The sequence below is a fragment of the Sandaracinus amylolyticus genome (assembly GCF_000737325.1).
GTDB classification, from domain to species: domain Bacteria; phylum Myxococcota_A; class Polyangia; order Polyangiales; family Sandaracinaceae; genus Sandaracinus; species Sandaracinus amylolyticus.
Map to the genome: position 1 here is coordinate 2221052 of NZ_CP011125.1, position 26114 is coordinate 2247165.

A 26114-nucleotide genomic window follows, 5' to 3' on the forward strand; every position below is an offset into this window, starting at 1 on the left:
AGCGAGCGATGAGCATGCACCCGAAGAACCTCCGGACCTCCGAGGCGACGACCATGATCACCAGCAAGCTCCGCCCTCTCGCGCTGCTCGCCGCGCTCGTGGCGGTCGCGGTGTCCGGCTGCGAGCCGGGCCCGCGGATCGACCGCGTGCAGACCAACCTGATCGACAAGAGCGTGTTCGAGGGCGAGTGGTGGTTCACCCACACCGTCGTCGACCTCTCGGACAGCGAGTCGTGGGCGATCGGCGCCGCCGGCGCGGGCGCTCCGTGGCCGGGCGCGACTGCCAACTTCGACATCGCGTCGCAGTCGGGCGTCGTCGGCCGCATCCGCTGGGTCGTCGACGAGAACTTCCTGTTCGCGTATCGCTCGAGCGAGATCGTGCAGGGCTCGTCGGCGGACGCGCGTGACCCCGAGTTCCGCGGTCAGCCGCTCGCGGCGTATCGCATCTCCGGTCACTTCGACGTTCGGCAGGACTTCAACCCCGTCACCGGCGAGCCCGGCAACGTGGTGAGCGAGAACACCGATCGTCGCTGGTACGACCGCCGCTTCGTGCGCGTCGACTGGTCGCAGAACCTCGTCACCTGGGGCCTCTTCGGCGCCAGCCTCGAGATCGACCAGCTCTTCGGCACGTTCCGCCGCGAGTCGGTGCCGCTCGGTGTGCTCGACGAGGGTCTCTGCGCGGATCCCGAGAACCCCGACGCGCGCTGCGATCTCCCGGCGGAGTGGGCGCCGCAGTTCGTGCGCCTCGGCGACGAGACCGCGTGCGACCCGAGCGGCGAGAGCGAGGGCGCCTGCTATCGCTTCCTCGACGAGTGGCCGGCCGACCAGCGCGACGCGGTCCACTACATGTCGTTCGTCACGCAGGAGCTCTGGACTCCGCTCCAGTGCGTCGACGCGCTCTGCGAGACGTCGATCCGCATCACGGTGCGCGACGCGTTCCTCCGCATCCCGCCGAACCACGAGTACGCGACGGAGACCCTCGCGAACAGCGAGTACGACCGCTTCGGCATCATCCGCACCGAGTCGCGCACGTACACGCGCGGCGGTGAGGATCGCTCGACGATCGGCCGTCGCTGCGACACGAACCTCGACTGCGATCCCGGCTGCGACCCCGAGTTCGGCATCGAGTGCGAGGTCGTCTGCGACACGACGCAGCACGTGTGCGTCGGCGGTCTGACGAACGAGCTCGGTGAGACCGACTTCCTCACCTATTACCGCCTTCGTCACAACTTCTATTCGGACTCGCTCCGTGATCAGGAGTGCATCGCGGACTGGCAGTGCAGCGGTCGTTACGACGGCGGCACCGGCGCGAACGGCGGCTCGGTGTGCGATCAGCACGCGCGTCGCTGCACCGTGCCGCTCCACGAGCGCCCCGTCCGCGCGGTCCACTACACGCTCTCGGCGGACTACCCGACGTACCTGACGCGCAGCGCGTTCGAGCTCGTCGCGCAGTGGAACGACGCGTTCATGCGCGGCAATCGCGAGCAGCGCGAGGGCCGCAACATCGGCGGCGTCACCGTCCCGCCGCCGCCGACCGGCGCGCGCGTCGCGATGCAGAGCGCGGATCCGACGCAGTACTGCTACGGCCGTGACGGGTTCCTCTCGCCCGAGGTGGACCGCGACACGATGGACTGCGCGCACGTGTCGAACTACTTCGTGCGCCCCGAGGAGCGCAACGAAGAGAACCCGTTCGACTGCTGGATCGAGGGCCCGGCGGATCTCGCGAGCCCGACGGACTTCGCGGACTACGACGTGGACAGCGACGGCAACGAGGTCGTCGACGCGTACGAGTACCGGTTCCGCGGCTCGGAGTGCATGCTCGTCCTCGACGTCAACGACTGCGACCGCAACCCCGGCGCGGCGTGTCAGCAGCTCGGCGACCTCCGCTACCAGTTCTTCAACTACGTCAGCGGCGCGGGCGCGGGCTGGTGCGGCGTCATGCAGCCGAACCAGGATCCGCTCACCGGTGAGGCGATCATCTCGCCGGTCAACATGGGCGGCCTGTGCCTCGACAGCACGTCGCAGGTCGCGATCAACATCTGGCCGATCCTCCGCGGCGAGCAGCCGGCGGATCCGCTCTTCGAGGGCGAGGAGATCCGTCAGTACTTCGAGCGTCTCGGCCGCGTGCGCTCGCCGGTCGGGCTCGCGCCCGGCGCGGCGGCGGGCAGCGACGTGGGCGGTGGCCCGCGTCCTTCGCTCCCGACCGATCTGCACGCGCACTTCGAGGACGTGATCGAGACGCACGCGGCGCGCGTCGAGCGGCTCCACGGTCGCGAGGCTCGCGCGCAGCTCCTGAGCGAGCGCCTGCAGAACATCGCGGGCAGCGGTCTCGAGCGTCGCTTCACCGACGGCGTCGCGATGGAAACCTTCCAGCCGACGCGCCCCGCGGAGCTCCAGGCGACGAGCCGCCTCGCGACCGGACGCACGCCGACCTCGGTCGAGCAGGAGCTCGTCTCGCGCTACGGCATGTCGAGCCCCGCGCAGTTCGCGGACGCGGTGCGTGATCGCGCATCGCCCGCGCGCGACGCGTTCCTCGGCGACGTGATGGCGGAGCGCCGTCGCGAGCAGCTCCTCGGCGAGTCGGGGACCTGCATGCTGTTCGAGAACGAGTACCAGCTCATCAGCCAGTACGGCCGCTACTGGGCGAACGCGTTCGACGGTGTCGCGCTGCCGACGGCACGCATCCGCTGGGCGCAGGCGTTCCACCGCGCGGTCATGCAGCACGAGCTCGGTCACGGCCTCGGCCTCGAGCACAACTTCGGCGCGACGCTCGATCGCGATCACTACAACCCGGCGTACTTCAACGTCGAGATGTCGGACGACTGCGAGGACCTCTCGGGCGCTCGCCGCTCGTGCGCGCTCCCGCTGATGACCGAGTTCGACGCGGACCGCAACGGCGTCCTCACCGACGTCGAGACGAACGTCTGGCTGCAGGAGTTCCAGAACATCCGCAGCCAGCGCCAGGAGCGCGGTCTCGGCAACTACACCACGTCGTCCACGATGGACTACCCCGGCGACGAGTCGGACTCGATGGGCATCGGGTTCTACGACCGCGGCGCGGTGTACTTCAACTACTTCAACATGATCGAGTCGTTCGAGGGCGACCCGCGCCACGAAGAGCCGGGCACCTCGCGCGACGACCTGCTGCGCTCCGACGTCAACGGCCGCGAGCTGTGGACGTGGTACCGCGGTGGTGATCAGTGCCGCGTCGACGCGCAGTGCCCGATGGCGGCCGGCTCGTCGGGCCTCGCGCCCGGCCAGGCGGTCACCCAGCGCTGCGTCTCGAACCCCCGCTACTCGTCGATCCCCGTGCCCTGCGGTGACCTCGCCGACCCCGAGGCGGCGCGCCACTGCATCTGCTCGAACTTCGACGAGGACATGGTCGACTACGTCGCCGGCGCCGCGTACCGGCCGCCTTCGGCGCCGCTCGACTACTACCCGGTGAACTACCTCTTCTGCTCGAACTCGCGCCTCAACGACATCTCGTGGTGCAGCACGTTCGACGCGGGTGAGTCGTTCCTCGAGGTGACCGCGAACATGCGCACCGCGTGGGAGTCGAGCTATCCCACCGCGTACTTCCGCCGCTTCCGCCGTCCGTTCTACGCGGGCTCGCGTGCGACCCGCTGGATCCCCGACGCGGCGAAGATCTACCAGCACCTGCTCTTCCGGTACTACTACGAGACCGGCTTCGGCAGCGATGCAGGCCCGCTCGGGTTCGACGACCAGTTCATGGCGTCGGTCGACTCGATGAACTTCCTCTCGTACCTCGCGCAGCTGCCGGACGTCGGGTCGTACGACTACGACGCGACGACCGACACCTACGTCCACATGGGCGAGACCCCCGGAATGGCCGGCTCCGAGTTCACGCTCGAGGCGGGTCAGGGCTTCCACACGTGGTCGGCGTACCAGGAGGGCCTCCAGGGCTTCTGGCGCCTCGAGCGCGCGGGCACGTTCTTCGACAAGCTCATCGCGCTGCGCGCGCTGACGATCCGTGACTGGGGCCTCTCGTTCACGATCGACGAGCGCTACTTCATCAACTTCTACGACCTGTTCCCGGTCGAGATGACGGAGCTGTTCGGCGGCTACGTGATCGACGACCCGCACTGGTACGCGCCGCGCGTGACGGTGGACGACGGCGAGGCGACCCTCGAGTACGTCAACTGGTACCGCGCGAACTGCCGTGAGGCGGGCACCGGCGCGCTGGTGCCGTGCCGTGGACCGAACACGGAAGTGTTCCCGGGCAGCGCGCTCGGTGGCACCAGCAACGACGTGCTCCGCTTCTACGCGGCCGCGTTCGCGCTCTCCGAGTTCCCGGTCTTCTACGACTCGTCGTGGGAGCAGCGTCTCGCGGTGTTCAAGCTCGGCAACGCCGACGGCTTCGACATCCCCGACACGCAGCCCGACGGCGACGCGACGTGCGCGTTCGGCACGGCGATCGACGCGGGCCACGCGCTCTGCACCGACCCGCTCGAGGCCGACTACATCGTGTACGAGTCGAACCGCCTGCACGTCTCGTACGTCGCGGTGAAGGTCCGCCCGCGCATCGAGTACAACCTCGAGGAGGAGCAGCTCGGCTTCGCGCTGCTTCTCGAGATGACGCGCAACCAGCAGCGCATCGAGGAGCTCGAGGCGCTCGCGACGCGCACGCCGGAGCAGGAGCGCGAGCTCCGCAACCGTCAGCGCGAGCTCGAGCGCAACGAGTCCTTCCTCGAGACGCTCATCGAGGTCCAGCGCATCTTCGGCATCACGAGCTGGCTCTGATGCTCTCGTCGGGTCGCAGGTGATCCTGTGATCTGACGCAGAGTCCGGCAGAGCCGATCGAGCGCGAGTCGCTCCACATCATGTAGGCCCCGATCGCGTGAGCGGTCGGGGCCTACGTCGTTCTGCGGTCCGTGCTCGGGCGGTGTCTTCTCGTGGTCCGTGGTCTCGTGCGACCCTGGCCCGCGGCCTTGAACTGCTGCAGGACGAAATGGTGCCTCGACGCAGAGTGACGCTCTGCGTCAAAGGAAAAACAAGGCGATCGACGGATCGCCGCGGTGGCGTGGCGTCCTTCTTTTCGTGCTAGGCTCCGCGCCCCTTTGGAGGAACGATGGGCTCTCTGGCTACGCAGCCCGCCGAGGCTCCCGCGCCGCGCGACGAGCTCGCGCGGATGTTCCACTCGATGCAGCTGATCCGGCGCCTCGAGGAGGAAGCAGCGCGGGCCTACGTGCAGGGCAAGATCGGTGGCTTCCTGCATCTCTACATCGGGCAGGAGGCGATCGCGGTCGGCGTCGAGGCGGCGATCCGCAAGACCGACTGGATCATCACGACCTACCGCGACCACGGCTTCGCGCTGACGCGCGGGACCAGCGCGCGCGGTGTGATGGCCGAGCTCTTCGGCAAGGACACCGGGTGCGCGCGCGGCCTCGGCGGCTCGATGCACATGTTCGACGGACCGAACCGCTTCCTCGGCGGCCACGGCATCGTCGGCGGTCACTGCTCGCTCGCCGCCGGCGTCGGCTTCCGGTGCAAGTACCTGAAGAACGACGAGGTCGTCCTCTGCTTCTTCGGCGAGGGCGCGACGAACATCGGCGGCTTCCACGAGGGGCTCTCGCTCGCGGGGCTCTGGAAGCTGCCCGTCGTGTTCGTCTGCGAGAACAACATGTACTCGATGGGCACGCCCCTCGAGCGCACGCTGCCCGCGAAGGACATCACCGACAAAGCGCCGGGCTACGGCATGGCGCGCGATCGCTTCGAGGGGCAGGACGTGATCGAGGTGCGCGATCGCATCGCGAAGGCGGTCGCGCGCGCCCGTGACGGCGAGGGCCCGACGCTCGTCGAGATCCTCACCTATCGCTTCCGCGGTCACTCGATGTCGGATCCCGGCAAGTACCGCACGAGCGAAGAGGTCGAGGAGCGCAAGCGCAAGGGCGACCCCGTGCGCATCGCGCGGCAGCGCCTGCTCGAGGCGGGCGCGAGCGAGGACGACGTCGCGCGCATCGAGGCGCAGGTCGAGGAAGAGGTCGCCGACGCGGTGAAGTTCGCGGACGAGAGCGAGCCCGCGAAGGAGTCGTCGATGCTCGACTACGTCTTGGCCAAGACGACGAGCGGCGACGCGCCGCGCGAGGGAGGAGGCGCGTGATGCGCGAGATCACCTATCGCGACGCGCTCAAGGAAGCGATGGCCGAGGAGATGGAGCGCGATCCTCGCGTCTTCATCATGGGCGAAGAGGTCGGTCACTATCAGGGCGCGTACAAGGTCACGCGCGGCCTGCTCGATCAGTTCGGCGCGGAGCGCGTGATCGACACGCCGATCGCCGAGGCGGGGTTCGCGGGCGTCGGTGTCGGCGCGGCGATGACGGGGCTGCGCCCGGTCATCGAGTTCATGACGTGGAACTTCTCGTTCGTCGCGTTCGACCAGATCGTCAACAACGCGGCGAAGATGTACCAGATGAGCGCGGGCCAGTACCCGGTGCCCATCGTGTTCCGCGGGCCCAACGCGTCGGCGCGTCAGGTGGGCGCGCAGCACTCGCACGCGGTCGAGCCGTTCTACTGCAACGTGCCGGGGCTCGCGGTCGTGTACCCGTCGACGCCGCGGGACGCGAAGGGGCTGCTCAAGACGAGCATCCGCGACGACAACCCGGTCGTGTTCCTCGAGGGCGAGACGCTCTACAACGTGAAGGGCGACGTGCCCGACGCGGGCGAGGACGAGATCATCCCGCTCGGCCAGGCGCGCGTGGTGCGCGAGGGCCGGCACGTGACGGTCGTGACGTGGGGGCGCCCGTTCTACACGGTGCTCGAGGTCGCGAATCGGCTCTCGGGCGAGGGCATCGAGCTCGAGGTGATCGACCCGCGCACGCTGCGCCCGCTCGACACCGACACGATCGTGCAGAGCGTGAAGAAGACGAACCGCTGCGTCGTGGTGCACGAGCACTGGCCCTACGGCGGACCGGGCGCGGAGATCGTCGATCGTGTGACGCGCGACGCGTTCGACTACCTCGACGCGCCGATCCTGCGTGCGACGAACCTCGACGTGCCCATGCCTTACGCGCTGCACCTCGAGAACAAGGTGATCGTCGGACCGGATCGCATCGAGAAGGCGATCCGTCAGGTCCTCTACAAGGACTGAGCGAGGCGAGAGATGGCGAAGATCATCGGGCTCCCGAAGCTCTCTCCGACGATGGAGGAGGGCACGCTCGCGCGCTGGGCCAAGAAGGAAGGCGACGCGATCGGCATCGACGATCTCGTGGCGGAGATCGAGACCGACAAGGCCACGATGGAGTGGCGCTCGTTCGACAAGGGTGTGCTGCTGAAGGTGCTCGCGCCCGAGGGCGCGACGCTCAAGCCGGAGCAGCCGGTCGCGATCTTCGGCAACGCGGGCGAGGACATCACCGCGCTGCTCGCGCAGGTGAAGAGCGGTGCGGCCGCGGCAGCGCCCTCGATGCCCGATGCGCCGAAGCCCGAGCAGCCGCACAGCGCGCCGGTCGCGCCGGGCGCGCTCACGCCGTCGCCGAACACGCCCGCGAGCACGGCGCGTCCTTCGACGCCGCCCGAGCAGGCGCCGACCGCGCCGCCGCCGGTCGTGCAGAACGGCGCGCAGGTCACGAACGGGCACGACGGACGCGTGCGCGCGTCGCCGCTCGTCCGTGCGCTCGCGCGCGAGCACGACGTGGATCTGCGCAGCGTGCGCGGCACCGGACCGGGCGGGCGCATCATCAAGCGCGACGTCGACGAGGTGCTCTCGCGCCCGAAGCCGGCGCCGGCCGCGGAGGCGAAGGCTCCGGCTGCGCACGTGTTCGTGCCGCTGCAGACGAGCTTCGAGCGTCATCCGCCCGCGGAGCAGCCGCTGACGCAGATGCGCAAGACGATCGCGCGCCGGCTCGTCGAGTCGAAGCAGAACGTCCCCCACTTCTATCTGACGATCGACGTCGACGCGGATCCGATCAACGACGCGCGTGCGCGGATGAACGCCGAGCTCGAGAAGAGTGGCGAGAAGGTCTCGGTCAACGATCTGCTGATCAAGGCGTGCGCGATCGCGCTGCGTCGCGTGCCGGCGGTGAATCGATCGTTCGCGGGCGACAAGATCCTGCAGCACCAGGTCGTCGACATCTCGGTCGCGGTCGCGGTGCCCGACGGGCTGCTCACGCCGGTGGTGCGCGACGCGGACCGGAAGGGCATCGTCGAGATCGGGCGCGAGGTGCGCGAGCTCGCGAAGAAGGCGCGCGACAAGAAGCTGAAGCCCGAGGAGATGCAGGGCGGGACGTTCTCGATCTCGAACCTCGGCATGTTCGGCATCGAGGACTTCTCTGCGGTGATCAATCCGCCCGAGGGCGCGATCCTCGCGGTCGGTGTGGTGCGCGAGGAGCCGGTCGTGAAGAACGGCGCGGTCGTGCCGGGTCGGCGGATGCGCATGACGATGTCGTGCGATCACCGCGTGGTGGACGGCGCGGTCGGCGCGGAGTGGCTCGCGGCGCTGAAGAAGATCCTCGAGGCGCCGATCACGATGCTCATGTGATCCGCGGCGCGCGCAGTCGCCACTGCGCGCGCGGTGATGCAGTACGCTCGCGCCGTGGCTCGTGCGTGCGCGTGGGTGGTGGCCGGGCTGATCGCGATCGGCGCGGTGCCGGCGCGCGCCGATGCGCCGCACGTCGTCTGGATCGCGTCGGCGCCCGAGGGCGAGGTCGCGGGGCGCGCGCGCCGGTGGCAACGCCGGGTCGCGCGCGCGCTCGAGCGTGCAGGCGCCGAGGTGACGATCGAGGCCGAGCAGTGGGCGCTCGACGAGGCGGGCAGCGACGAGGCGCGCGTCGCGCGGCTCGCCGACGTGGAGCGACTCGTGCGCGAGGCTCACGACGCGCGCGCCGAGCTCGACTCGCACGGCGCGCTCGCGCGGCTGGCGGACGCGGAGCGCATCGCGCGATCGGTGCTCGACGTGCCCGGCGCGAGCGCGTGGTACGCAGAGGTGCAGATCGCGCTCGCGGTCACCGCTGCGGAGCTGGGACAGACCGGGCTCGCCGAGGCGGCGCTCGCGCGCGCGAGCACGATCGATCCGAGCCGCGTGCTCGGCGCCGCGGAAGCGCCGCCGTCGCTCGTCGCGCGGGCGGCATCGATCGCGCGCGCGATCGCGACCGGGCCACGCGGGCGCTTCGAGCTACGCACCGACGTGCCCGGCGCGATCGTGTCGCTCGACGGGCGCGTGATCGGCGAGGCACCGGCGCGCATCGAGGCGAGCGTCGGGGCGCACGTGCTCCGCGTCGATGCGCCCGGGCATCGCGCGTGGGCGCGACTCGTCGACGTGCTCCAGGGCGCGCGCGCGCCGATCGCGGTGACGCTCGCGCCCGAGCCCTCGCTCGTCGCCGCGCGGTCGCTGCGCGATGCGAGCGATGCGGGCGCGCTCGAGCACGTCGCCGCGATCCTCGCGGAGCTGTCACGCGAGGGGCATGCGCCGCGTGCGCTCTGGCTCGTCGAGGCGAGCGCCGGCGCGACCGATCGCGCGATCGTCGTCGCCTGTCGCGCGGCGGGATGCGGCGCGCCCGTGCGCATCGACGTCGCGCGCGTCGAGTCGGTGCTGCCGCGCGATCCGGATCTCGAGGCCGAGCCGCTGGCGCCGGCGGCGCTCGCCGATGCACGCGCGTGGCTCGACGAGCCGATCCCCGTCACTCCGCCGCCGCCGCCGGACGCGTGGTGGGAGGAGCCGTGGCCGTGGGTGATCGCGGGCGTGGTGATCGCGGGTGCCGTCGGCATCGCGATCGGTGCGACCTGGCCCGAGCCGCAGCAGCGCGACGTGCTCGTGATCGACGGACGCGAGCCGTGGGGAGTCAGCCGCTGACGTCGCGCGCGCGACGCCGTAGACTGCCGGCGATGCGCGTCGCTGCGTCGCTCACCGCGCTCGTGCTCGCGCTCGCGGGCTGCGACGACGGCGTGATGGTCCGGCTCCAGACGGGCGCGCGCGGGTTCGACGTCGACGCGGACGCGCTCGCGCTGCCCGACACGATGCGCGACGGCGACGTGATCGCGCAGCTCGCGTGCGGGCCTACCGAGATGTGCCCGAGCTCCGCGGACGTCCCGATCACGTGCGAGGAGAGCGTGTGCGATCCCGCCCCGCGCACGATCTCGGTCGCGCTCGGCGAGGTCGTCGACGTCGATCAGCTCACGTCGGACGCGCGCGAGCTGCTGGGGCACGTCGAGGCGATCGAGGTGATCGACGCGCGCTACGACGTGCCGTTCAACGCGCTCACGGTCGCGCTGCCCGAGACCGAGCTGTTCTGGGGCCCCGAGGGCGCATCGCACGTGGACCCCTCGATGGGCGTCGTCGCGCTCGGCGTCGTGCCTCCCATCGCGGCCGGCGCGATGACGAGCGGCACGATCGCGCTCGATGCCGAAGGTGTCGACGCGCTCTCGCGATACCTCGTCGACACGTCGCGCCGCGTGCGGTTCTTCGCGCGAACGCGCGTCGATCTCGCGCCGGGCGACGCGTTCCCCGACGGCAACGCGCGCATCGGGATCGATCTGCACCTCGAGATCACGGGGTCCCTGCGCTGAAGGTTCTCGCGCGTCGCGGCATGAAGACGCCCGAGAGCCCGGCGCGTGCGGCGCTGTGCGATTGGGACGGCACGCATCGCGTGGCGTGGTAAAAGGAGCCCGCCGAAAGGCGTGCTCGAAGGGAGAGAACGTTGGCGTCCGAGTCGACACCGCCTCCCCAGCCCGGTGGCGGGGGAGCCAAATATGCGATCGCCGGCGTGGCGTTGCTCGCCATCGCGGGCCTCGCTTATTGCCTGACGCGCGAGGAGGCTCCACCGCCCGCGCCGGTCGCCGACACCACGCCCGATGCGGGCCCAGGTCGGTCGACCGCGCTCGTCGAGGACGAGTTCGAGATCCCGGAGCTCGAGCCGGACGCGGGCCCGCCGCCGGACGCGGGTCAGGTCGCGACGACGCCGCGGCGTCCGCAGCCGACGCGCAGCTGGGACGAGTGCACCGGTGAGATCGCCACCGCGGCCGCCTCGCAGGTCATCCGCGAGCACAACGCGCAGATCCGCAACTGCTACGAGCGCCAGCTCAAGCAGAACCCGATGCTCGAGGGCAACATGACGCTCGCGGTGCGCATCGCGCCGAACGGAAGCGTGGACGGCACGCAGGTGACGGGCTCGCTGCGCGATCGCGACGTGTTCGCGTGCGTGCGCAGCGTCGCGTCGCACATGCGGTTCCCGCCGCCCGGCGGGCGAGACTGCGCGGTCGTGCAGGTGCCCTTCCAGTTCACGCCGCGGCAGTGATGTCCCGGGGGAGGCTGCGCGCCTCCCCTCTCGACCCTCGCGCTGCGCGCGTCCTGGGGGGCGGCGGGGTGAGATGAGTCCGAACGTGCGCTCGATCGACGCGAGCGCGCGTGTCACTCCTTCGCGCGATGGACTACCTCCGCGGCCTGCGCCGACTCCGTGAAGATCCCGATTGGCTCTCGAAGATCGGCGTCGGATCGCTGCTGCTGTTGAGCGCGTCGATCATCCCGTTCCTCGGGCAGATCGTGCTCGCGGGGTGGGGCGCGGTGATGGTGCGCCGCTCGGTGTCGGGCACCGAGACGCCGATGCCGCGCCTCGATCTCGACTTCGACTACCTCGGCAAGCTGCTCTCGACCGGGTTCAAGGCGTTCCTCGCGATGATGATCTGGGGCCTGCCCGCGGGGATCCTGATCGGCACCGGCGTGATCTGCCTGTACGTGGGCGCGGTCGCGAGCTTCATCAGCAGCGCGTCGGCGGGCGGCGACGGCGGCATGGGCGGGCTCGGCGCGCTCTGCATGTTCGGCGTGGGATTCCCGCTGCTGATCGCGGTGTCGATCGTCCTGCAGCTCCCGGCGCAGATGGCCGGCATCCGCGCGGAGCTCGCCGACGATCTGAACGCGGCGCTCCAGTTCCGCGAGGTGCTCGACATGACGAAGCTCGTGCTGCGCGAGCTCGTGATCGGCTCGCTCGTGCTCGCGTTCGTGCAGTGGCTGATGATGGTCGGCTCGATGCTGCTCTGCGGGCTGCCGCTCATCCCGTGCATGGTCGCGATGGTCGTCGCGCGCGCGCACTTCGCGGCGCAGCTCTACCAGAAGTACGTCGAGCGCGGCGGCGCGCCGCTCCAGGTCGCGCATCCGCCGTCGGACGGTCCGGTCGCGCCCGCACCGTCGACGTTCTGATCGATCACTGCGCGTCGACGGAGATCCGCGGAGGCGTCGCGCGGAAGTCGACGACGGCGCGCAGTCGCGTTCCCGGCTCGGCGCGGAACGAGGCGCTCGCGCGGAGGCCGAGCGGCGCGTTCTCCGCGACGATCGTGTGCGCGCCCGGCGCGAGCGCGGCGCGACGGATCGGGGTCGTGCCGAGGCGTCGGCCGTCGACGCTGATCTCCGCCCAGTCGCGCGACGAGACGGCGATCGACGCAGCGCGGGCGCGCGCGGGGTCCTCGGTCGCCGGGGTGCTCGAGGTCGCGGGCTCGGTCTCGGGCGGGGCGGGCGTGGTGACCGGCGTCGCGATCGGGTCGGGCTCGGGCGGCGGAGGAGGCGCGACGCGCGGCGGCTCGGGGGCTGCGACGACCGGGCGATCGGGGATGGGCGCATCGTCGATCTCGCGCGGCGCGCCCGCCGCGAGCGCGAGGACCAGCGCCCCCGCGACCGCGAGACCTCCGACGACGACCGGGCCGACCCAGCTCCGCGCGCGCGGCGCGACGGGGAGGCGGGTGCGCTCGGTGCGCTCGACGGGCTCCGGCGCCGGCGCGGCGCTCGGTCGCGGGCGATCGAGGGGCTTCGTCGCGGGCTCGAGGCCCGAGGGAACGCTGGCGCGCGGCAGCGGCGCGGTGCCCGCGATGATCTCCTCGAGCGCGCGGCTCTGCGCGAGCGTGCGCACCTTGCCGGTCGGCTCGCGCCGCGCGGTGCTGGTGCCGGTGGTCGGCGCGGGCGGACGCTCCGAGGCACGCCGTCGCTCGCGGCGCGTGCGAGCGCGCTCGGCGCGCGCACCGAGCTCGTGCGCGACCCCCTCGGGGCTCCTCGCGGCGAGCCATCCGCGCAGCGCGCGCGCGAGCGCGGCGGCCGACGGCGGGCGCTCCTTCGGATCGAGCGCGAGCGCGCGATCGACGATCGCGGCGAGCTCGGGATCCACGCCGCGCGTTGCGACGCTCGCGATCGGATCGCGCCGCGCGCGCAGCGCATCGACGTCGTGGGGATCGACCGGCGGCTCGCCGAGTAGCGCGTGGTGCAGCACCGCCCCGAGCGCGAAGAGATCGGTCGCGGGCCCGATGGTCTCGCCGCGCGCCTGCTCCGGCGCGAGATAGCCCGGCGTGCCGAAGAGCGCGCCCTCGGCGTCGTCCTCCGCGGGGGCCGCGATGCCGAAGTCGAGCAAGCGGCAGTGCCCCGCTGCGTCGACCATCACGTTCCGCGGCGTCACGTCGCGATGCACGACCGAGAAGCGCTCGTGCGCGTACGAGAGCGCATCCGCGGTCTGCGCGCCGACGTGCGCGACCTGCGCCGGATCGAGCGGGCCCTCCTCGAGCACGTCCGCGAGCGTCGCGCCCTCGACGTACTCCATCGCGAGGAAGTACACGCCGTCGACGACGCCCAGCTCGTACACCGGCACGACGTGCGGGTGGCTCATCTGCACGAGCGTCTTCGCCTCTTCCACGAACATCGAGACGAAGCGCGGATCGAGCGCGAGGTGCGGCAGGATCTGCTTTACCACGAGGCGCTTCTCGAACCCGCCGAGCCCGCGCAGTCGCGCGAGATGCACGCGCGCCATCCCGCCGCGGGCGATCTCGCGATCGAGCAGGTACTTGCCGAAGGGCTCGGGGCCCGCCGCCGGTTCGGACGCGATCACGGTGAGCGAGGATCGAAGAGGCCGACTAGGATGCGCGGACGAGGCGATGCCCGCGACGCGATCATACCGGAGCCAGTCGCCGCGAGCTGGGATCGCGCTGCTCGTCGCGCTCGCGCTGGGGTGCGAGGGCGAGCGCGTCGTCGAGCGCTCGGTCGTGCTCCGCCTGCCCGATGCGACGAGCTGCGCGCCGGCTTCGTCGCTCGCATCCCTGCGGGTGCGCGTGCTCGGCGACGGACCGGGCGAGCCATCGTCGATCGTGTCGCTCGCGCCCGACGCGCCGATCCGCGCGTTGCCCTCGCTGCCCTATCCGACGCGCGTCGTGCTCGCGATCGCCGAGGCGCCCGGGTGGCGCGGCGTGGGCTGGCGCGCGCTGGGCAGCGCGGGCGAGGAGATCGCGCTGCTCCCGCCGGGGCTGTCGTGCCCGATCGGCGACCCCGATGCGCGTGCGCCCGAGGGCGCGCAGCTCGCGGTGCTCGCCGACGGGACGCTGCTCCTCGCCGGAGGGCTCGACGACGGTGGCCGCGCTACGGGGCGCGTCGTGCTCCTGCCGCCGGGCGCGCAGGTCGGCGAGACCACGCCGGCGCGCCTCGGGTTCCCCACCGCGTTCGGCACCGCGACGGCGATCGACGCGGCGCGCGTGGTGATCGCGGGCGGAGCGATCGCGGCGAGCGCGCCGGCCTACGATCAGTTCGAGATCCTCGATCCGCGGGTGGACGCGGCGCGCGTGATCGAGCCGCTCTCGCGGCCGCGTCGTGATCACGCGGCGCTCCGTTTGCGCGACGGGCGCGTGGTGCTGATCGGTGGGCGCACGTCGAGCGACGGCGAGGGCATCGACGCGATCGAGGTGATCGATCCGGAGCGCCCCGAGAGCGCCGTGCTGGACGCGCGCCTCGCGGCGGCGCGCGTCGCGCCGTGGGTCGCGCTCGCGGAGGACGGCCGGGTGTGGATCGCGGGGGGCGCGCTGCGCGACGAGGATGCGGGCGTGATCGAGCGGCTCGACGTCGAGGGCGACGTGATCGAGCGATTCGAGATCGTCGCGCCGGCGCCGCTCGCGCTCGCGTGGGTACGCGAGCGCCTGGTGTGGGTCGCGCGCGACGAGGTCCACGTGATCGCGCTCCACGGTGACGCGCCGGTCGCGTCGCGCGCGCTCGACGCGATGCCGCTCGAGACTGCGCGCGCGGTGAGCACGGCGGGGCGCGCGCTCGTCGTGGGCAGCGAGGGCGAGTCGCGCGCGGCGTACGTGCTCGACCTCGGGACCGGTCGCGTCTCCACCCGCGCAGCGTCGCGGGTGCCCTCGGCGCTCGTCGCGATGATCGACGAGAGCGTGGTCGAGCTCGCCGCGACCGGCGCTTCGTTGCGCCGCGAGGAGGGGCCCACGCCGTTCGACGAGCCACCCGCGACGCTGCTCTTCGCGTCCGACGAGACGTGGTGGACCAGCGATCCGGTCGGCGACGAGCGGTGGACCGCGCCGCGCTTCGAGGTGCGCGGCGGCGCGCTGGTCGCGCTCGAGGCCGGTGCGCGCGTCGACGTGCGCGCGCTCCGCGGGACGCGCTGGGACGTGGGGCTCGTCGCGCGCGGCGCGGTCGAGCTGCGCGTGATCGGCGACGCGGGCACGATCGGGATCACGATCGACGACGACGAGATGGCGATCGACGGGTGCCGCGCGGTGCGCGAAGGCGACGCCGTGATCGCGATCGCGCCCGGTGTGATCACGCTCGGGGAGCGCCGATGCGCGGTCGAGGATCTGGGCGAGGTCGGGCTCGCGTTCGTCGCGCGCGAGCCGAGCGCGGAGCTGGTGAGCCTGCGCCTGACGCGGCGTTGAGGTACCGTCGCGCGCGATGGTGCGTCGTGACGCAGACGAAGGTCGAGCCGTAGGGCCGACGTCTGCGCGCTGCGCTTCTCCTGCGGGTGAGAGTCCCGCCTCGGTAGGCACCGGAGCGCCGAGTAGCAGGCCCCGGGCGTCGGGAGAGATCCCGTCGTCCCGAGCGGGGCGTCGAAAGCCCGTCAGGCAGCGAGAGCTGTGCAGCGGGGAGCAAGATTGCGGGCCGCAACATGAAGTGAAGCCTGCAGCCTCGTCAGATGAACAATCCGAGAGCCGAGCCGCTCATTTCACGGCGAAGGCCACGCTCGAAGCGTCTGTTCCGGAGCGCGCATCGAGTCTCGGCGGGGTATGGGGCGCAGCACGCGATCACGGAGAAGCGCGGAACACGAGAGGCCCGTCTGCGCAGCCCTCGTCGGGGCGAAGCGCGCCGTATAAGCCGAAGGCGAAATCGGCCGCCGCGCAGCGGGAGTCCGAGGGGATCGTAGTACCGCACGGCATCGCGTCGGCGATGTCGACGAACGTCGTGCAGAACAACGCGACGGGAGGGAAGGGTCCCTGGGGCAGTCACGTCGAGGAAGCAGGTAAGCGCGAGGGAATGGCCGGCAGGACCGGACCTAACGACCCCGTCGGCCGTAGGCCGCGCGAAGAAGTGCGACAACTGCAGAGGCGACTGTGGGTCGCGGCCAAGCGAGCACCTGGGAGACGTTTTCACGCTCTTCATGACCACATCTGGAGGAGTGACGTCCTTCGGGAAGCGTGGAAGCGAGTCGAGGCGAACAAGGGCGCGGCGGGCGTCGATGGCCAGACGATCGCCGAGGTGAAGCAGTACGGAGTCGAGCGCTTCCTCGAAGAGCTCGGCGACGCACTGCGGAGCAAGACGTACCGGCCCGAGGTGGTGCTGCGCCGGTACATCCCGAAGGCAGATGGAAGGAAGCGGCCGCTCGGGATTCCGACGGTCCGGGATCGAGTGGTCCAGATGGCGGCGAAGCTGGTGCTGGAGCCGATCTTCGAGGCGGACTTTCTTCCGTGCTCGTGGGGCTTCCGGCCGAAGCGGGGCGCGCTGGGTGCGCTGGAGACGCTGAGGAAGCTCGGCGCGAAAGGGCATCATCACGTGCTCGACGCCGACATCCGCGACTACTTCGGGAGCATCGATCACGACAAGCTGATGAAGCTCGTCGCTCGACGCATCTCGGATCGGCGGATGCTCAAGCTGGTGCGGCAGTGGCTCGAAGCGGGCGTGATGGACGGGGGCGTCGTGACTCGCAACATCGCGGGAACGCCGCAGGGCGGAGTCATCTCTCCGCTGCTCTCGAACATCTACCTGCACGTGCTCGACGTGACGTGGATGCGTAAGAGCGCCCCGCTCGGGACGCTGGTGCGCTACGCGGACGACTTCGTCGTGATGTGCACGACGAAGCGCGAGTGCGAAGAGGCAGAGAGGCGCATTCGAGTCATCCTCGGGCGCCTCGGTCTCGAGCTGCATCCGGACAAGACGAGGCGAGTCGAGCTCTACGATGGCAAGCAGGGCTTCGATTTTCTCGGACATCACCTGCACAAACGCATGAGCGGAGCGCTGTGGGAGAAGAAAGGCAGACGCCTCTATTTCCTGCATCGCTGGCCGTCCGCGCGCGCGATGAAGCGGGTGAGACAGCGCGTGAAGGAGCTGACCCCGAGGAGGCGGTGCCACGCGGATGTTCGCGAGGTGATCGCCGATCTCAACCCCGTGCTGCGGGGCTGGGGCAACTACTTCCGCACCGGAAATGCCGCCAAGAAATTCAACCAACTCGACAGCTACGTCTGGCGTCGGCTGCGGGACCTGCGCGTGGAGCGCAAGGGCCGGCATCTGAAGCCGGGGGAGTCGAGCAGGTGGACGCGCGAGTACTTCTGGAGCCTCGGACTTCATCGCCTGCGAGGGACCGTGCAGTACCCCGAGCGAGCCTTCTTCCGGGAGGTCGCGTAATGCAGCGACTCGAGAGACTGCCCGTAAGCCGTGTGCGGGAAATCCGCACGCACGGTTTGAACGGGGGTCTTGACCAACCGCCGGCGCAGGCCGGTAGCAGGTAAGGATCTACCAATGAGCGACGACTTCGTGGTGCGCGAGGTGGAGCGGACGCCCGAGCGCGCGGTGCTGCGCGCGAGCGTGCCCGTCGATCTGCGCTTCTTCGAGGGCCACTTCGAGGGCAACCCGATGCTGCCCGGGGTCGCGCAGCTGGTCGCGCTCGCACATCGTCGGGCGCGCGAGGTGTTCGCCGCGCTGGGCCGCGAGAAGCGCATCGTGCGCGTGAAGTTCGAGGCCGTGATCCACCCGGGCGACGAGCTCGACGTCACGCTCGAGCGCAGCGCAGGCGGCGCGCCCGGCGAGACGCAGGTGCGCTTCGACGTCTCGCGCGACGGAACGCGCTGCGCATCGGGCGCGATCGTCTATCAGGCGTGAGCGCTCACGGGCGCTCGCCGAACGCCCAGCGCAGCGCGAGCGGGACACCGAGGAACGGCCACGCGACGAGCAGGACGAGCATCGGGATCGCGGTGTCCTCGTCGCCCCAGCCCACGATCCCCCACGCGATCCACACGCCGATCGGCGCGAGCAGCGACGACATCCACGCACGACCGTTCGTCGGCAGGCGACGCATCTGCGCGCGCAGCAGCAGCAGATCCGCGCTGAGCAGGCCGACGACGATCATGGCGGCGTAGAAGCTCGTCGAGAGCAGCACGAGCAGCCACGCGTCGAGGCGCTCGCCGTTCGGCAGCACGAGCGCCGATTGCGCGAGCTGCAGGAGCGACACGATGGTCCACGTCGTCGCGAACGGACCGACGAGCGTGGGGCGGAGCCAGGGCGTGAAGTCGTTCATGCGTCTCTCCTCGCGTCGACGGAGAGTCTACGCCCCGTCGGCCGCGGATCTTGCTCGGGTCCGGCTCGGGGGTCGAACCCGGCGCTCGCTGCGTGGTACACCGCGCGCGATGTCCGCCGCGTTCCCGCCGCTCACCGCGTTCATGCCGCATCGCGCACCGATGTTGATGCTCGACGCGCTCGTCGCGTGCACCGACACCGAGGCGGTGTGCACCAAGACGTTCCGGCAGGGCGATCTCTTCGTCGAGCCGAGCGGCGAGGTGAGCGCGCTCGTGACGCTCGAGCTCTTCGCGCAGGCCGCGGCCGCGCACTTCGGGTATCTCGGGATGACGCGCGGCTCGGGCATGTCGTCGGGCGCGCTGCTCGGCACGCGCAAGCTCGAGATGAGCGAGAGCACGCTGCGCGTCGGTGAGCTGCTCGAGGTGCGCGTCACCCAGGTGATGTTCATGCCGCCCGCCGCGCAGTACGAGTGCGCGCTCGTGCGCGCGGGCGCGACCATCGCGAAGGGCACGATCAACGTCGCGATGGGGATCGCGACCGGAGCGGGGGAGCAGCGATGAGGGACCGCAGCCCGAAGGAGAAGCCCAGGGCGCTCGTCACCGGCGCGAGCCGCGGCATCGGCGCGGCAATCGCGGTGTCGCTCGCGCGCGCGGGCTACCCCGTGATCGTGCAGTACCGATCGAACGACGACGCGGCGCAGGCGGTGAAGGAGTCGATCGAGAAGGAGGGCGGGCGCGCCGAGCTCTCGCGCTTCGACGTGGCGGACGCGGAGCGCGCGAGCGCGGCGATGGCGAAGCTGCTCGAGGGCGCGCCGATCGGCGTGCTCGTCAACAACGCGGGCGTGACCGCGGACGCGCCGTTCCCCGCGATGGATCTCGCGCAATGGCAGACGGTCACGCGCACCACGCTCGACGGCTTCTACAACGTGACGCAGCCGCTCGTGATGCCGATGGTGCGCGCGCGCTGGGGCCGCATCGTGAACATCGCGAGCGTGTCGGGCGTGATCGGCAACCGCGGTCAGGTGAACTACTCGGCCGCGAAGGCGGGCCTGATCGGCGCGACCAAGGCGCTCGCGCAGGAGATGGCGAAGCGCAACGTCACCGTGAACGCAGTCGCGCCGGGCCCGGTCGAGACCGACATGTTCCAGGGCGCGCTCGCGCAGGGCACGCCGCTCGACGAGGTGCTCAAGCACATCCCGATGCGCCGCATCGGCAAGCCCGACGACGTCGCCGCGATCGTGGCGTTCCTGTGCAGCGATGCGGCGGGATACATCACCGGCCAGGTCATCGGGGTCAACGGCGGGATGTGCTGACGCGCGCGCTGCAGCGGTGGAACGCGGCGTGGTAGGAGATCGACCGTCATGGCCGACGAGCGCGAGACGCCGCGCTACACGCGCGAGGAGGTCGAGGAGATCCTGCGGCGCGCCGCGGAGCGCACGCACGATCGCGGCGATGCGCTGCGCCACGACGAGCTCGTCGCGGCCGCGCGCGAGGCGGGCATCGACGTCTCGGCGGTCGAGAGCGCGGCGGGCGAGCTCGCGGAGCGACGCGAGGATCGGCTCGCGGTCGAGTCGTGGAAGGCCGCGCGTCGGCGCCGGTTCGCGTCGCACTTCCTGACGTGGCTCGTCGTCAACGCAGGGCTCTTCCTGCTCGATCTGCTCGGTGGGCCGGGATGGTGGTTCTTCTATCCGCTCCTCGGGTGGGGCATCGCGGTCGCGCTCCAGGGCGTGGGCGCGCTCCGCGAGCCGACGCCCGCGCAGGTCGAGCGCGTGACGCGCAAGGATCGACGCAGGCGCGAGGCGGAGCGCAAGCGCGAGGCGCGTCGGCTGGAGCGCGAGGCGCGACGCCATCGCGACCGCGGCGACCGGGATCGCCGCAAGCGCATCGAGAAGGAGTTCGAGCGCGCGGTCGAGAGCGGCGTGAGCGCGCTGCTCCAGGCCGCGACGAAGCACCTCGACAAGGCGACGCGTCGCGACGAGGGCCCGCTGCCCGACACCGAGTTCAATCGCTACGTCGCGCGCAAGAAGGGCGGGCCCACCGGCGCGCGCGTGGGCGACGTGGGCGACGGCGACGGGCGCGGTCCGCGCGTGCGCGTCGATCACGACGAGGACTTCGACGACGAGGACGAGCGCGAGCGGCGCGGCTCGTCGCGCAAGCTCCGCCGGTGAATCGGTGGGCGCCAGGCCCGTCGTAGCGATACTCTCATTCTCTCTATGAGCGCTTCGTTCGATGGGGCGATGTTCGACGTGGTCATCTGCGGGGGAGGGCTCGCGGGCCTGACGCTCGCGCGGCAGCTGCGCCGCGAGGTGCCGAGCGCGAAGGTCGCGGTGGTGGAGCGCCAGCGTCGTCCGCTTCCCGACGCAGCGCACAAGGTCGGCGAGTCGAGCGTCGAGCTCTCGTCGCACTACTTCGGCGTCGTGCTCGGGCTCGGCGACTACCTCCGCAAGAACCACCTGATCAAGAACGGGCTGCGCTTCTTCCCGGGCGGCGGGCGCACCCACAGGCTCGAGGAGCGCACCGAGATCGGGCCGCCGCAGATGCCGAAGGTGCCCTCGTTCCAGCTCGATCGCGGGCGCCTCGAGAACGATCTGCGCGCGATGGTCGAGGCCGACGGCGTGACGTTGATCGAGGGCTTCTCGGTGCGCGACATCCACTTCGGCGAGCGCGACGCGCCGCACGAGGTCGTGATCAGCGAGGGCTCGCAGGGCGAGCGCGTCACGCTGCGCGCGCGCTGGGTCGTCGACGCCGCGGGACGCGCCGCCCTCATCCGCAAGAAGCTCGATCTCACGCGCCCGAGCGGCCATCTCGCGAACAGCTCGTGGTACCGCGTGAAGGGCAAGCTCGACGTCGGCGACTTCGTGCCCGAGAGCGAGCGCGGCTGGCACGCGCGCGACGGCGAGCGCATCCGCTGGCTCTCCACGGTGCACTTCATGGGCACCGGCTACTGGCTCTGGCTCATCCCGCTCTCGACCGGGCACACCAGCGTCGGCGTCGTGGTGCACGACGAGGTGCATCCCTTCGACACGATCCGCACGCTCGAGAAGACGAAGCAGTGGATCGCGCACCACGAGCCGCGCATCTGGGAGCAGATCGGCCACCACGAGGCCGAGGACTTCCTCTGCCTGCGCCACTACTCGCACGGCAGCGCGCAGGTCTACTCGAAGGATCGCTGGTCGTGCGTGGGCGAGGCCGGTCCCTTCGCCGATCCGTTCTACTCGCCGGGCTCCGACTTCATCGCGCTCGGCAACTGCTTCACGACCGAGCTCGTCCGCATGGACCTCGCGGGCGACGCGTCGTGGCAGGCGCGCGCCGAGGAATACGACGGGTTCTACCTGCGCTTCTTCGACGTCGCGTGCGAGACCTACCGCAAGGCCGCGCCCTGCTACGGCCAGCCGCGCGCGATGGCCGCGAAGATCTACTGGGACGACTTCAACTACTGGGCGTTCGTCTGCCAGTACTTCTTCAAGGAGCTCTGGAAGCTGCCGCCCGCCGATCACGCGCGCTTCGTGGAGATCGCGAAGGGCTTCGCGACGCTGAGCTTCCGCGCGCAGAAGCTGGTCTCGGAGTGGGCCAAGCGCGCGCACGACGAGCCGCGCGCGGTGCACGTGACGCTGCCGCCGATTCCGTCGCTGCTCGCGAACCTGCACCTCGATCTCGAGAAGGCGATGACGCCCGACGAGACGCACGTGTACATGACGGAGAAGCTCGCGCTCGCCGACGAGCTGCTGCACGAGATGGTGCTGCGCGCGCTGGTGTCGCTCGGGCCGACGAACGGCGTGGAGCTCGCGCGGGAGGTCGATCTCGCGACCTGGGGCTCGCGCGTCTCGGACGCGCGGCTCGACGCGGAGGAGGCCGAAGGCGGCGCGCGTCGTCGCGCGCTCTCGCTCGTGGCGCGCGACTTCGAGCGCTGCGTCGGTCGCGCCGACAAGCACCCCGAGGTCGTGTCGGTGCGCGCGCTGGTCGACCACGTCTACGCGCAGATCGCGGAGGCTGCCGAGTGACGCGCCGGGCTGCGCTGCTCGCGGTGATCGTCGCCCTCTCGGCGGCGACCCTCGCGCATGCGCAGCTCGTCGAGCCGCCGAGCGAGGCGGGCGACTTCTCGCTCGAGGAGACCTCGGGCCAGACGCGCACGCTGTCGTCGGTGCGTGGTCGCGTCGTGATCGTCTTCTACGAGGATCGCGATCACACGTCGGTGAACCACGCGTTCAAGGAGACGCTGCACCGCTTCGTGATCGACAACCACCTGCAGCAGCAGACGACGACCTACGCGATCGCCGACGTGCACGGGATCGACGGCATCGTGCGCGACATGGCGCGCGGCGCCATCCGCACGATCGCGTCGCGCTATGGGATCCAGATCCTGCTCGACTGGGACGGCGTGATGCGGCGCGCGCCGTTCTCGCTGCGCGGCAGCGAGGCGAACGTCGCGCTGATCGATCGTCAGGGGCGCATGCGATGGCGCCATGCGGGCGCGGTCGGAGAGGCGGAGCGCACGTCCTTCTTCCGCACGTTCCGCCAGCTCCTGCGCGAGCCCGCCCCCGCGCCCGCCGCGCCCTGATCAGTCGGGATAGCGCGCGACGTACGGGTGCTCGCGCACCGCGCTCGGGCCGCATCCGTCGAGCAGCACCGGCGACACGACGCCGGTGATCGTGCACTCCTCCTCGAGGACCGAGAGCCGCACGCGACCGAGCCCGCCGTTGCCGCCGCGCTGCGGGCTCCCGCCGCCTCCGCCGACGCCGCCGACGGCGCTCACCGTGCCGTCGATCTGCATCGACGGCGCGACGAGGTACACGACGCCGCCCGAGCCACCACCCCCGCCGTTGCCACCGCCGCTCGGCCCGGTGCCGCCCGCGCCGCCGTCCGCGCGCACCGCACCCGTCGACGTGATCTCGATCCGCGTCGCGCTCGCGATCCGCACCGCGCCACCCGCGCCACCGCCGCCGCCCGAGCCGTTGAGGTACGAGCCTCCGGCGCCACCGCCGCCGCTGCCCGGACGGAACGTCGTCGCGACCCGCAGATCCGCGACGGCGAGCGCGCCGATCGATCCCCCCGCGCCGCCGTGGCACCCGGGCGAGCTCGTGCCCGCGTAGCGGCCGTGTGCTTGTCCGCCCTGCGCCGGCGTGCACGGCGTCGTGTCGCTCGCGCCCGCGCCGCCCGAGTTGCCCGCAGCGGACGCGCCCGCACCGCCGGCACGACCCTGGTAGTCCATCCCGCCGCCGCCGCCCGCGTAGCCGCCGCCACCACCGCCCGCACCGGTGGCGAGGCCGCCCGCGCCGCCACCGAACGCGCCGCCGAGCGAGCATCCCGCGCTCGACGTCGTCACGCCGTTCCCGCCCGTCGCGCCGGTGCCGCCGCTGCCCGCGGGCCCGCACTCCGCGGTCATCTCGTCGAAGTCGACGCCGGGCGCGAGCGGCGTGCCGGTGGTGCCGCCTCCGCCCGAGTCGGACTGCGGATATGCCGCGCTGCCGTGCCCTCCGCGCGAGCCCGTCACGTCGACGCGCCCCGCGATCCGCACGTCACCGGTCGCGCGGAGCTCGAGCACGCCGCTGCCCGACGTCGTGACCACCACGCCCTCGGGGATCGTGATCGTCGTGAAGTGGTGCACGCCCGGCGAGAGCACCACGTCCGCGGTGGGCGCGAACGCACCTTCGGACCCGCTGCTCGCGAAGGCCGGCGTCTCGCACGAGCGATCGATGCAGATCTCGCCCGCGGTGCCGCAGCTCGCGCCGCACGCGCCGCAGCTCGTCGCGTCGCGCGCGATCTCGACCTCGCATCCGTCGGCGAGGTCACCGTCGCAGTTCTCGTAGCCCGTCGCGCAGTCCGCGACGCACGCGCCGAGGCGACAGTCGCGCGTCGCGTTCGGACGGTTCGAGCACACGCGGCCGCAGACGCCGCAGTTCAGCACGTCGGAGTAGACGTCGGCCTCGCAGCCGTTGCGCGGGTCGCCGTCGCAGTCGCCGTAGCCGTCGTCGCAGTCGAAGCCGCAGCGGCCCATCGTGCACGCGGCCATCGCGTGATCGCCGCCCGCGCACTCGGTGCCGCACGCGCCGCAGTTCGCGGCGTCGGTCGCGATCGAGATCTCGCAGCCGTCGTCGGTCTCGCCGTCGCAGTCTCGCCACCCGCGGCCGCAGCGATCGATCGTGCACGCGCCCGCGTCGCACGCGCCGAGCGCGTGCGCGAGGAAGCACAGCGAGCCGGCGCTCTCGTCGGTCTCGCCGTCGCAGTCGTCGTCCTCGCCGTCGCAGACCTCGCGCTGCGCGGGGTTGCGCTCGGGCGCGGCCTCGTCGCAGTCGCCGTCGCGCGGCGCGTGTCCCGCGATCGGCTCGCACCCGCGCATCGGCTCGCTCGCGCCGTCGCCGAATCCGTCGCCGTCGCCGTCGACGTACCAGCTCGTCGCGCGGCACACGTCGTCCGCGGCCTCGTCGCAGTCGTTGTCGACTCCGTCGAGGAGCTCGGGCGCGCCGGGGCGCACGTCGGGGTTCCGATCGTCGCAGTCCGCGACGCCCTCGTCCTCGCTGCACGACGCGTCGGGACGGAGGTCGTGATCGTCGTCCTCGTAGTCGCCGCGCGCGACGCGGAAGTCCGCGCGGCCGTTGCAGTCGTCGTCCTCGCCGTTGCAGCGCTCGGCCGCCGCGGGGTGCACGTCGGGATCTCCGTCGTCGCAGTCGAGCGCGATCAGCACGTGGCCCGCCGGCGGCGCGCACGCGCGCGAGGTCGCGTTCGGGTCGCCGAAGCCGTCGCCGTCGGCGTCGCGGTACCACGTGAGCGTCGACGTCGCCTCGTCGATCGTTCCGTCGCAATCGTCGTCGCGCGCGTTGCACGCCTCGGACTGCGAGCCGTGCCGCTGCGCGTCCGCGTCGTCGCAGTCGTCGTCGACCGCCGAGAAGCGCGTCTCGCCGGGGCACGCCATGCGAGGCGAAGCGGGATCGCCGTGCAGGTCGCCATCCGCGTCGAGGAAGCCGGAGGCCAGCACCCGCTCGTCGATGGTGCCGTCGCAGTCGTTGTCGAAGCCATCGCACACCTCGCTCGACGTCGGCGTCGCGGTGCGCTCGAGGTCGTTGCAGTCGTCGCCGCACGCGAGCACGCCGTCGCCGCGGTCGTTGCAGCAGGCTTCGTCGGCGTATCCGTCGGCGTCGCGATCGAGCGCGCCGAGCGTCGTGGGGTCGCAGTCCTCGTCGACGTGCTCGGGGTCGCAGATCTCGATCGCGCCCGGGAACACGCGCCGCTCGGAGTCGTCGCAGTCGTCGCCGCCGCAGTCGATCGCGATCGCGCCGTCTCCGTCGGCGTCCTCGGTCACCGCGCACACCGTCGCGCAGCGATCGGCCGCCTCGTCGCAGGACTGCCCCGTGACGCACGCGGGCTCGGCGAGGACGCAGCCGCGCGCGTCGGCGTCGGCGCTCGTCGGCGCGCAGCGCTCGGCGCCGTTGCAGTAGAGCTGGTCGCTGCAGTCGGCGTCGCTCGCGCAGAGCACGCTCGCGTCGCCGTCGTCGGTGGTCGCGTCGAGCGCGTCGTCGGGCGCCGGCTCGCTGCACGCCAGCGCCAGCACGGCGCACATCATCCGCCACGCGCCCCCGCGCGTGCCGTGGTGATCCTTCCCCATGGCCCGACTCTCGCGTGACTCGACGGGCGCGTCTCG

At 71.6% G+C, this 26114-nt stretch carries 19 protein-coding genes; 16 read left to right on the top strand and 3 right to left on the bottom strand.

What is annotated here, in order from left to right:
- Nucleotides 1–8 precede the first annotated feature (8 nt).
- The 8 genes from DB32_RS09345 to DB32_RS09380 all read left to right on the top strand — a co-directional run bounded on the left by DB32_RS09345 (nucleotide 9) and on the right by DB32_RS09380 (nucleotide 12143).
- Complete coding sequence (locus DB32_RS09345) at nucleotides 9–4760, top strand: hypothetical protein (protein ID WP_053232071.1); 4752 nt, start codon at nucleotides 9–11, stop codon at nucleotides 4758–4760.
- Between the two features lie 328 nt (nucleotides 4761–5088).
- The gene (gene pdhA, locus DB32_RS09350; protein ID WP_053232072.1) at nucleotides 5089–6120 is read left to right on the top strand and encodes a pyruvate dehydrogenase (acetyl-transferring) E1 component subunit alpha; all 1032 of its coding nucleotides are present in this window, start codon (nucleotides 5089–5091) and stop codon (nucleotides 6118–6120) included.
- Nucleotides 6120–7106 carry a pyruvate dehydrogenase complex E1 component subunit beta gene (locus tag DB32_RS09355; protein WP_053232073.1) on the top strand — a complete coding sequence of 329 codons (987 nt, stop codon included), beginning with the start codon at nucleotides 6120–6122 and terminating at the stop codon, nucleotides 7104–7106. Before pdhA ends, DB32_RS09355 begins: the two co-directional genes overlap by 1 nt.
- Nucleotides 7107–7118: 12 nt before the next feature.
- Nucleotides 7119–8492 carry a pyruvate dehydrogenase complex dihydrolipoamide acetyltransferase gene (locus DB32_RS09360; RefSeq protein ID WP_053232074.1) on the top strand — a complete coding sequence of 458 codons (1374 nt, stop codon included), beginning with the start codon at nucleotides 7119–7121 and terminating at the stop codon, nucleotides 8490–8492.
- 54 nt (nucleotides 8493–8546) lie between these two features.
- Nucleotides 8547–9803 carry a PEGA domain-containing protein gene (locus DB32_RS09365; protein ID WP_169791386.1) on the top strand — a complete coding sequence of 419 codons (1257 nt, stop codon included), beginning with the start codon at nucleotides 8547–8549 and terminating at the stop codon, nucleotides 9801–9803.
- Between the two features lie 32 nt (nucleotides 9804–9835).
- Nucleotides 9836–10516: a hypothetical protein gene (locus DB32_RS09370; RefSeq protein ID WP_053232076.1), complete on the top strand. Its 681-nt coding sequence runs from the start codon at nucleotides 9836–9838 to the stop codon at nucleotides 10514–10516.
- A 197-nt stretch (nucleotides 10517–10713) separates the two neighbouring features.
- Nucleotides 10714–11244 (top strand): AgmX/PglI C-terminal domain-containing protein, encoded by a 531-nt coding sequence (locus DB32_RS09375; RefSeq protein ID WP_053232077.1) that lies wholly within the window; start codon nucleotides 10714–10716, stop codon nucleotides 11242–11244.
- A gap of 128 nt (nucleotides 11245–11372) precedes the next feature.
- Nucleotides 11373–12143: a DUF4013 domain-containing protein gene (locus DB32_RS09380; protein ID WP_053232078.1), complete on the top strand. Its 771-nt coding sequence runs from the start codon at nucleotides 11373–11375 to the stop codon at nucleotides 12141–12143.
- A 4-nt stretch (nucleotides 12144–12147) separates the two neighbouring features.
- Here the strand turns inward: DB32_RS09380 and DB32_RS49910 are convergent, their stop codons facing one another.
- Entirely contained in the window at nucleotides 12148–13809 is a 1662-nt protein-coding gene (locus DB32_RS49910) for a serine/threonine protein kinase (protein ID WP_053232079.1), read from the bottom strand.
- Nucleotide 13810: 1 nt separating this feature from the next.
- On the opposite strand from DB32_RS49910, the gene DB32_RS09390 reads away from it, so the two are divergent.
- The 3 genes from DB32_RS09390 (at nucleotide 13811) to DB32_RS09400 (ending at nucleotide 18065) form a co-directional block, all read left to right on the top strand.
- Nucleotides 13811–15631 carry a hypothetical protein gene (locus DB32_RS09390; protein WP_157068893.1) on the top strand — a complete coding sequence of 607 codons (1821 nt, stop codon included), beginning with the start codon at nucleotides 13811–13813 and terminating at the stop codon, nucleotides 15629–15631.
- Between the two features lie 508 nt (nucleotides 15632–16139).
- On the top strand, nucleotides 16140–17591 hold the full coding sequence (ltrA, locus tag DB32_RS09395; protein WP_205627040.1) for a group II intron reverse transcriptase/maturase: 1452 nt from the start codon (nucleotides 16140–16142) through the stop codon (nucleotides 17589–17591).
- A 114-nt stretch (nucleotides 17592–17705) separates the two neighbouring features.
- Nucleotides 17706–18065 (top strand): ApeI family dehydratase, encoded by a 360-nt coding sequence (locus tag DB32_RS09400; RefSeq protein WP_053232081.1) that lies wholly within the window; start codon nucleotides 17706–17708, stop codon nucleotides 18063–18065.
- Between the two features lie 4 nt (nucleotides 18066–18069).
- Here the strand turns inward: DB32_RS09400 and DB32_RS09405 are convergent, their stop codons facing one another.
- Complete coding sequence (locus tag DB32_RS09405; RefSeq protein ID WP_053232082.1) at nucleotides 18070–18480, bottom strand: hypothetical protein; 411 nt, start codon at nucleotides 18478–18480, stop codon at nucleotides 18070–18072.
- Nucleotides 18481–18589: 109 nt separating this feature from the next.
- Between DB32_RS09405 and DB32_RS09410 the strand changes: the two genes are divergently transcribed.
- The 5 genes from DB32_RS09410 to DB32_RS09430 are packed head-to-tail and all read left to right on the top strand — an operon-like array spanning nucleotide 18590 to nucleotide 23036.
- Nucleotides 18590–19039 (top strand): hotdog family protein, encoded by a 450-nt coding sequence (locus DB32_RS09410; protein ID WP_053232083.1) that lies wholly within the window; start codon nucleotides 18590–18592, stop codon nucleotides 19037–19039.
- On the top strand, nucleotides 19036–19791 hold the full coding sequence (gene fabG / locus DB32_RS09415) for a 3-oxoacyl-ACP reductase FabG (RefSeq protein ID WP_053232084.1): 756 nt from the start codon (nucleotides 19036–19038) through the stop codon (nucleotides 19789–19791). The genes DB32_RS09410 and fabG overlap by 4 nt, the downstream gene beginning before the upstream one ends.
- Nucleotides 19792–19839: 48 nt before the next feature.
- Nucleotides 19840–20646: a 2TM domain-containing protein gene (locus tag DB32_RS09420; protein WP_053232085.1), complete on the top strand. Its 807-nt coding sequence runs from the start codon at nucleotides 19840–19842 to the stop codon at nucleotides 20644–20646.
- A 45-nt stretch (nucleotides 20647–20691) separates the two neighbouring features.
- A complete protein-coding gene (locus DB32_RS09425) occupies nucleotides 20692–22479 on the top strand; it encodes an NAD(P)/FAD-dependent oxidoreductase (protein WP_083457272.1) in 1788 nt (595 codons plus the stop codon).
- Entirely contained in the window at nucleotides 22476–23036 is a 561-nt protein-coding gene (locus tag DB32_RS09430; protein WP_053232087.1) for a peroxiredoxin family protein, read from the top strand. The genes DB32_RS09425 and DB32_RS09430 overlap by 4 nt, the downstream gene beginning before the upstream one ends.
- Here the strand turns inward: DB32_RS09430 and DB32_RS49915 are convergent, their stop codons facing one another.
- A complete protein-coding gene (locus DB32_RS49915) occupies nucleotides 23037–26078 on the bottom strand; it encodes a putative metal-binding motif-containing protein (RefSeq protein WP_053232088.1) in 3042 nt (1013 codons plus the stop codon).
- Nucleotides 26079–26114: the final 36 nt, after the last annotated feature.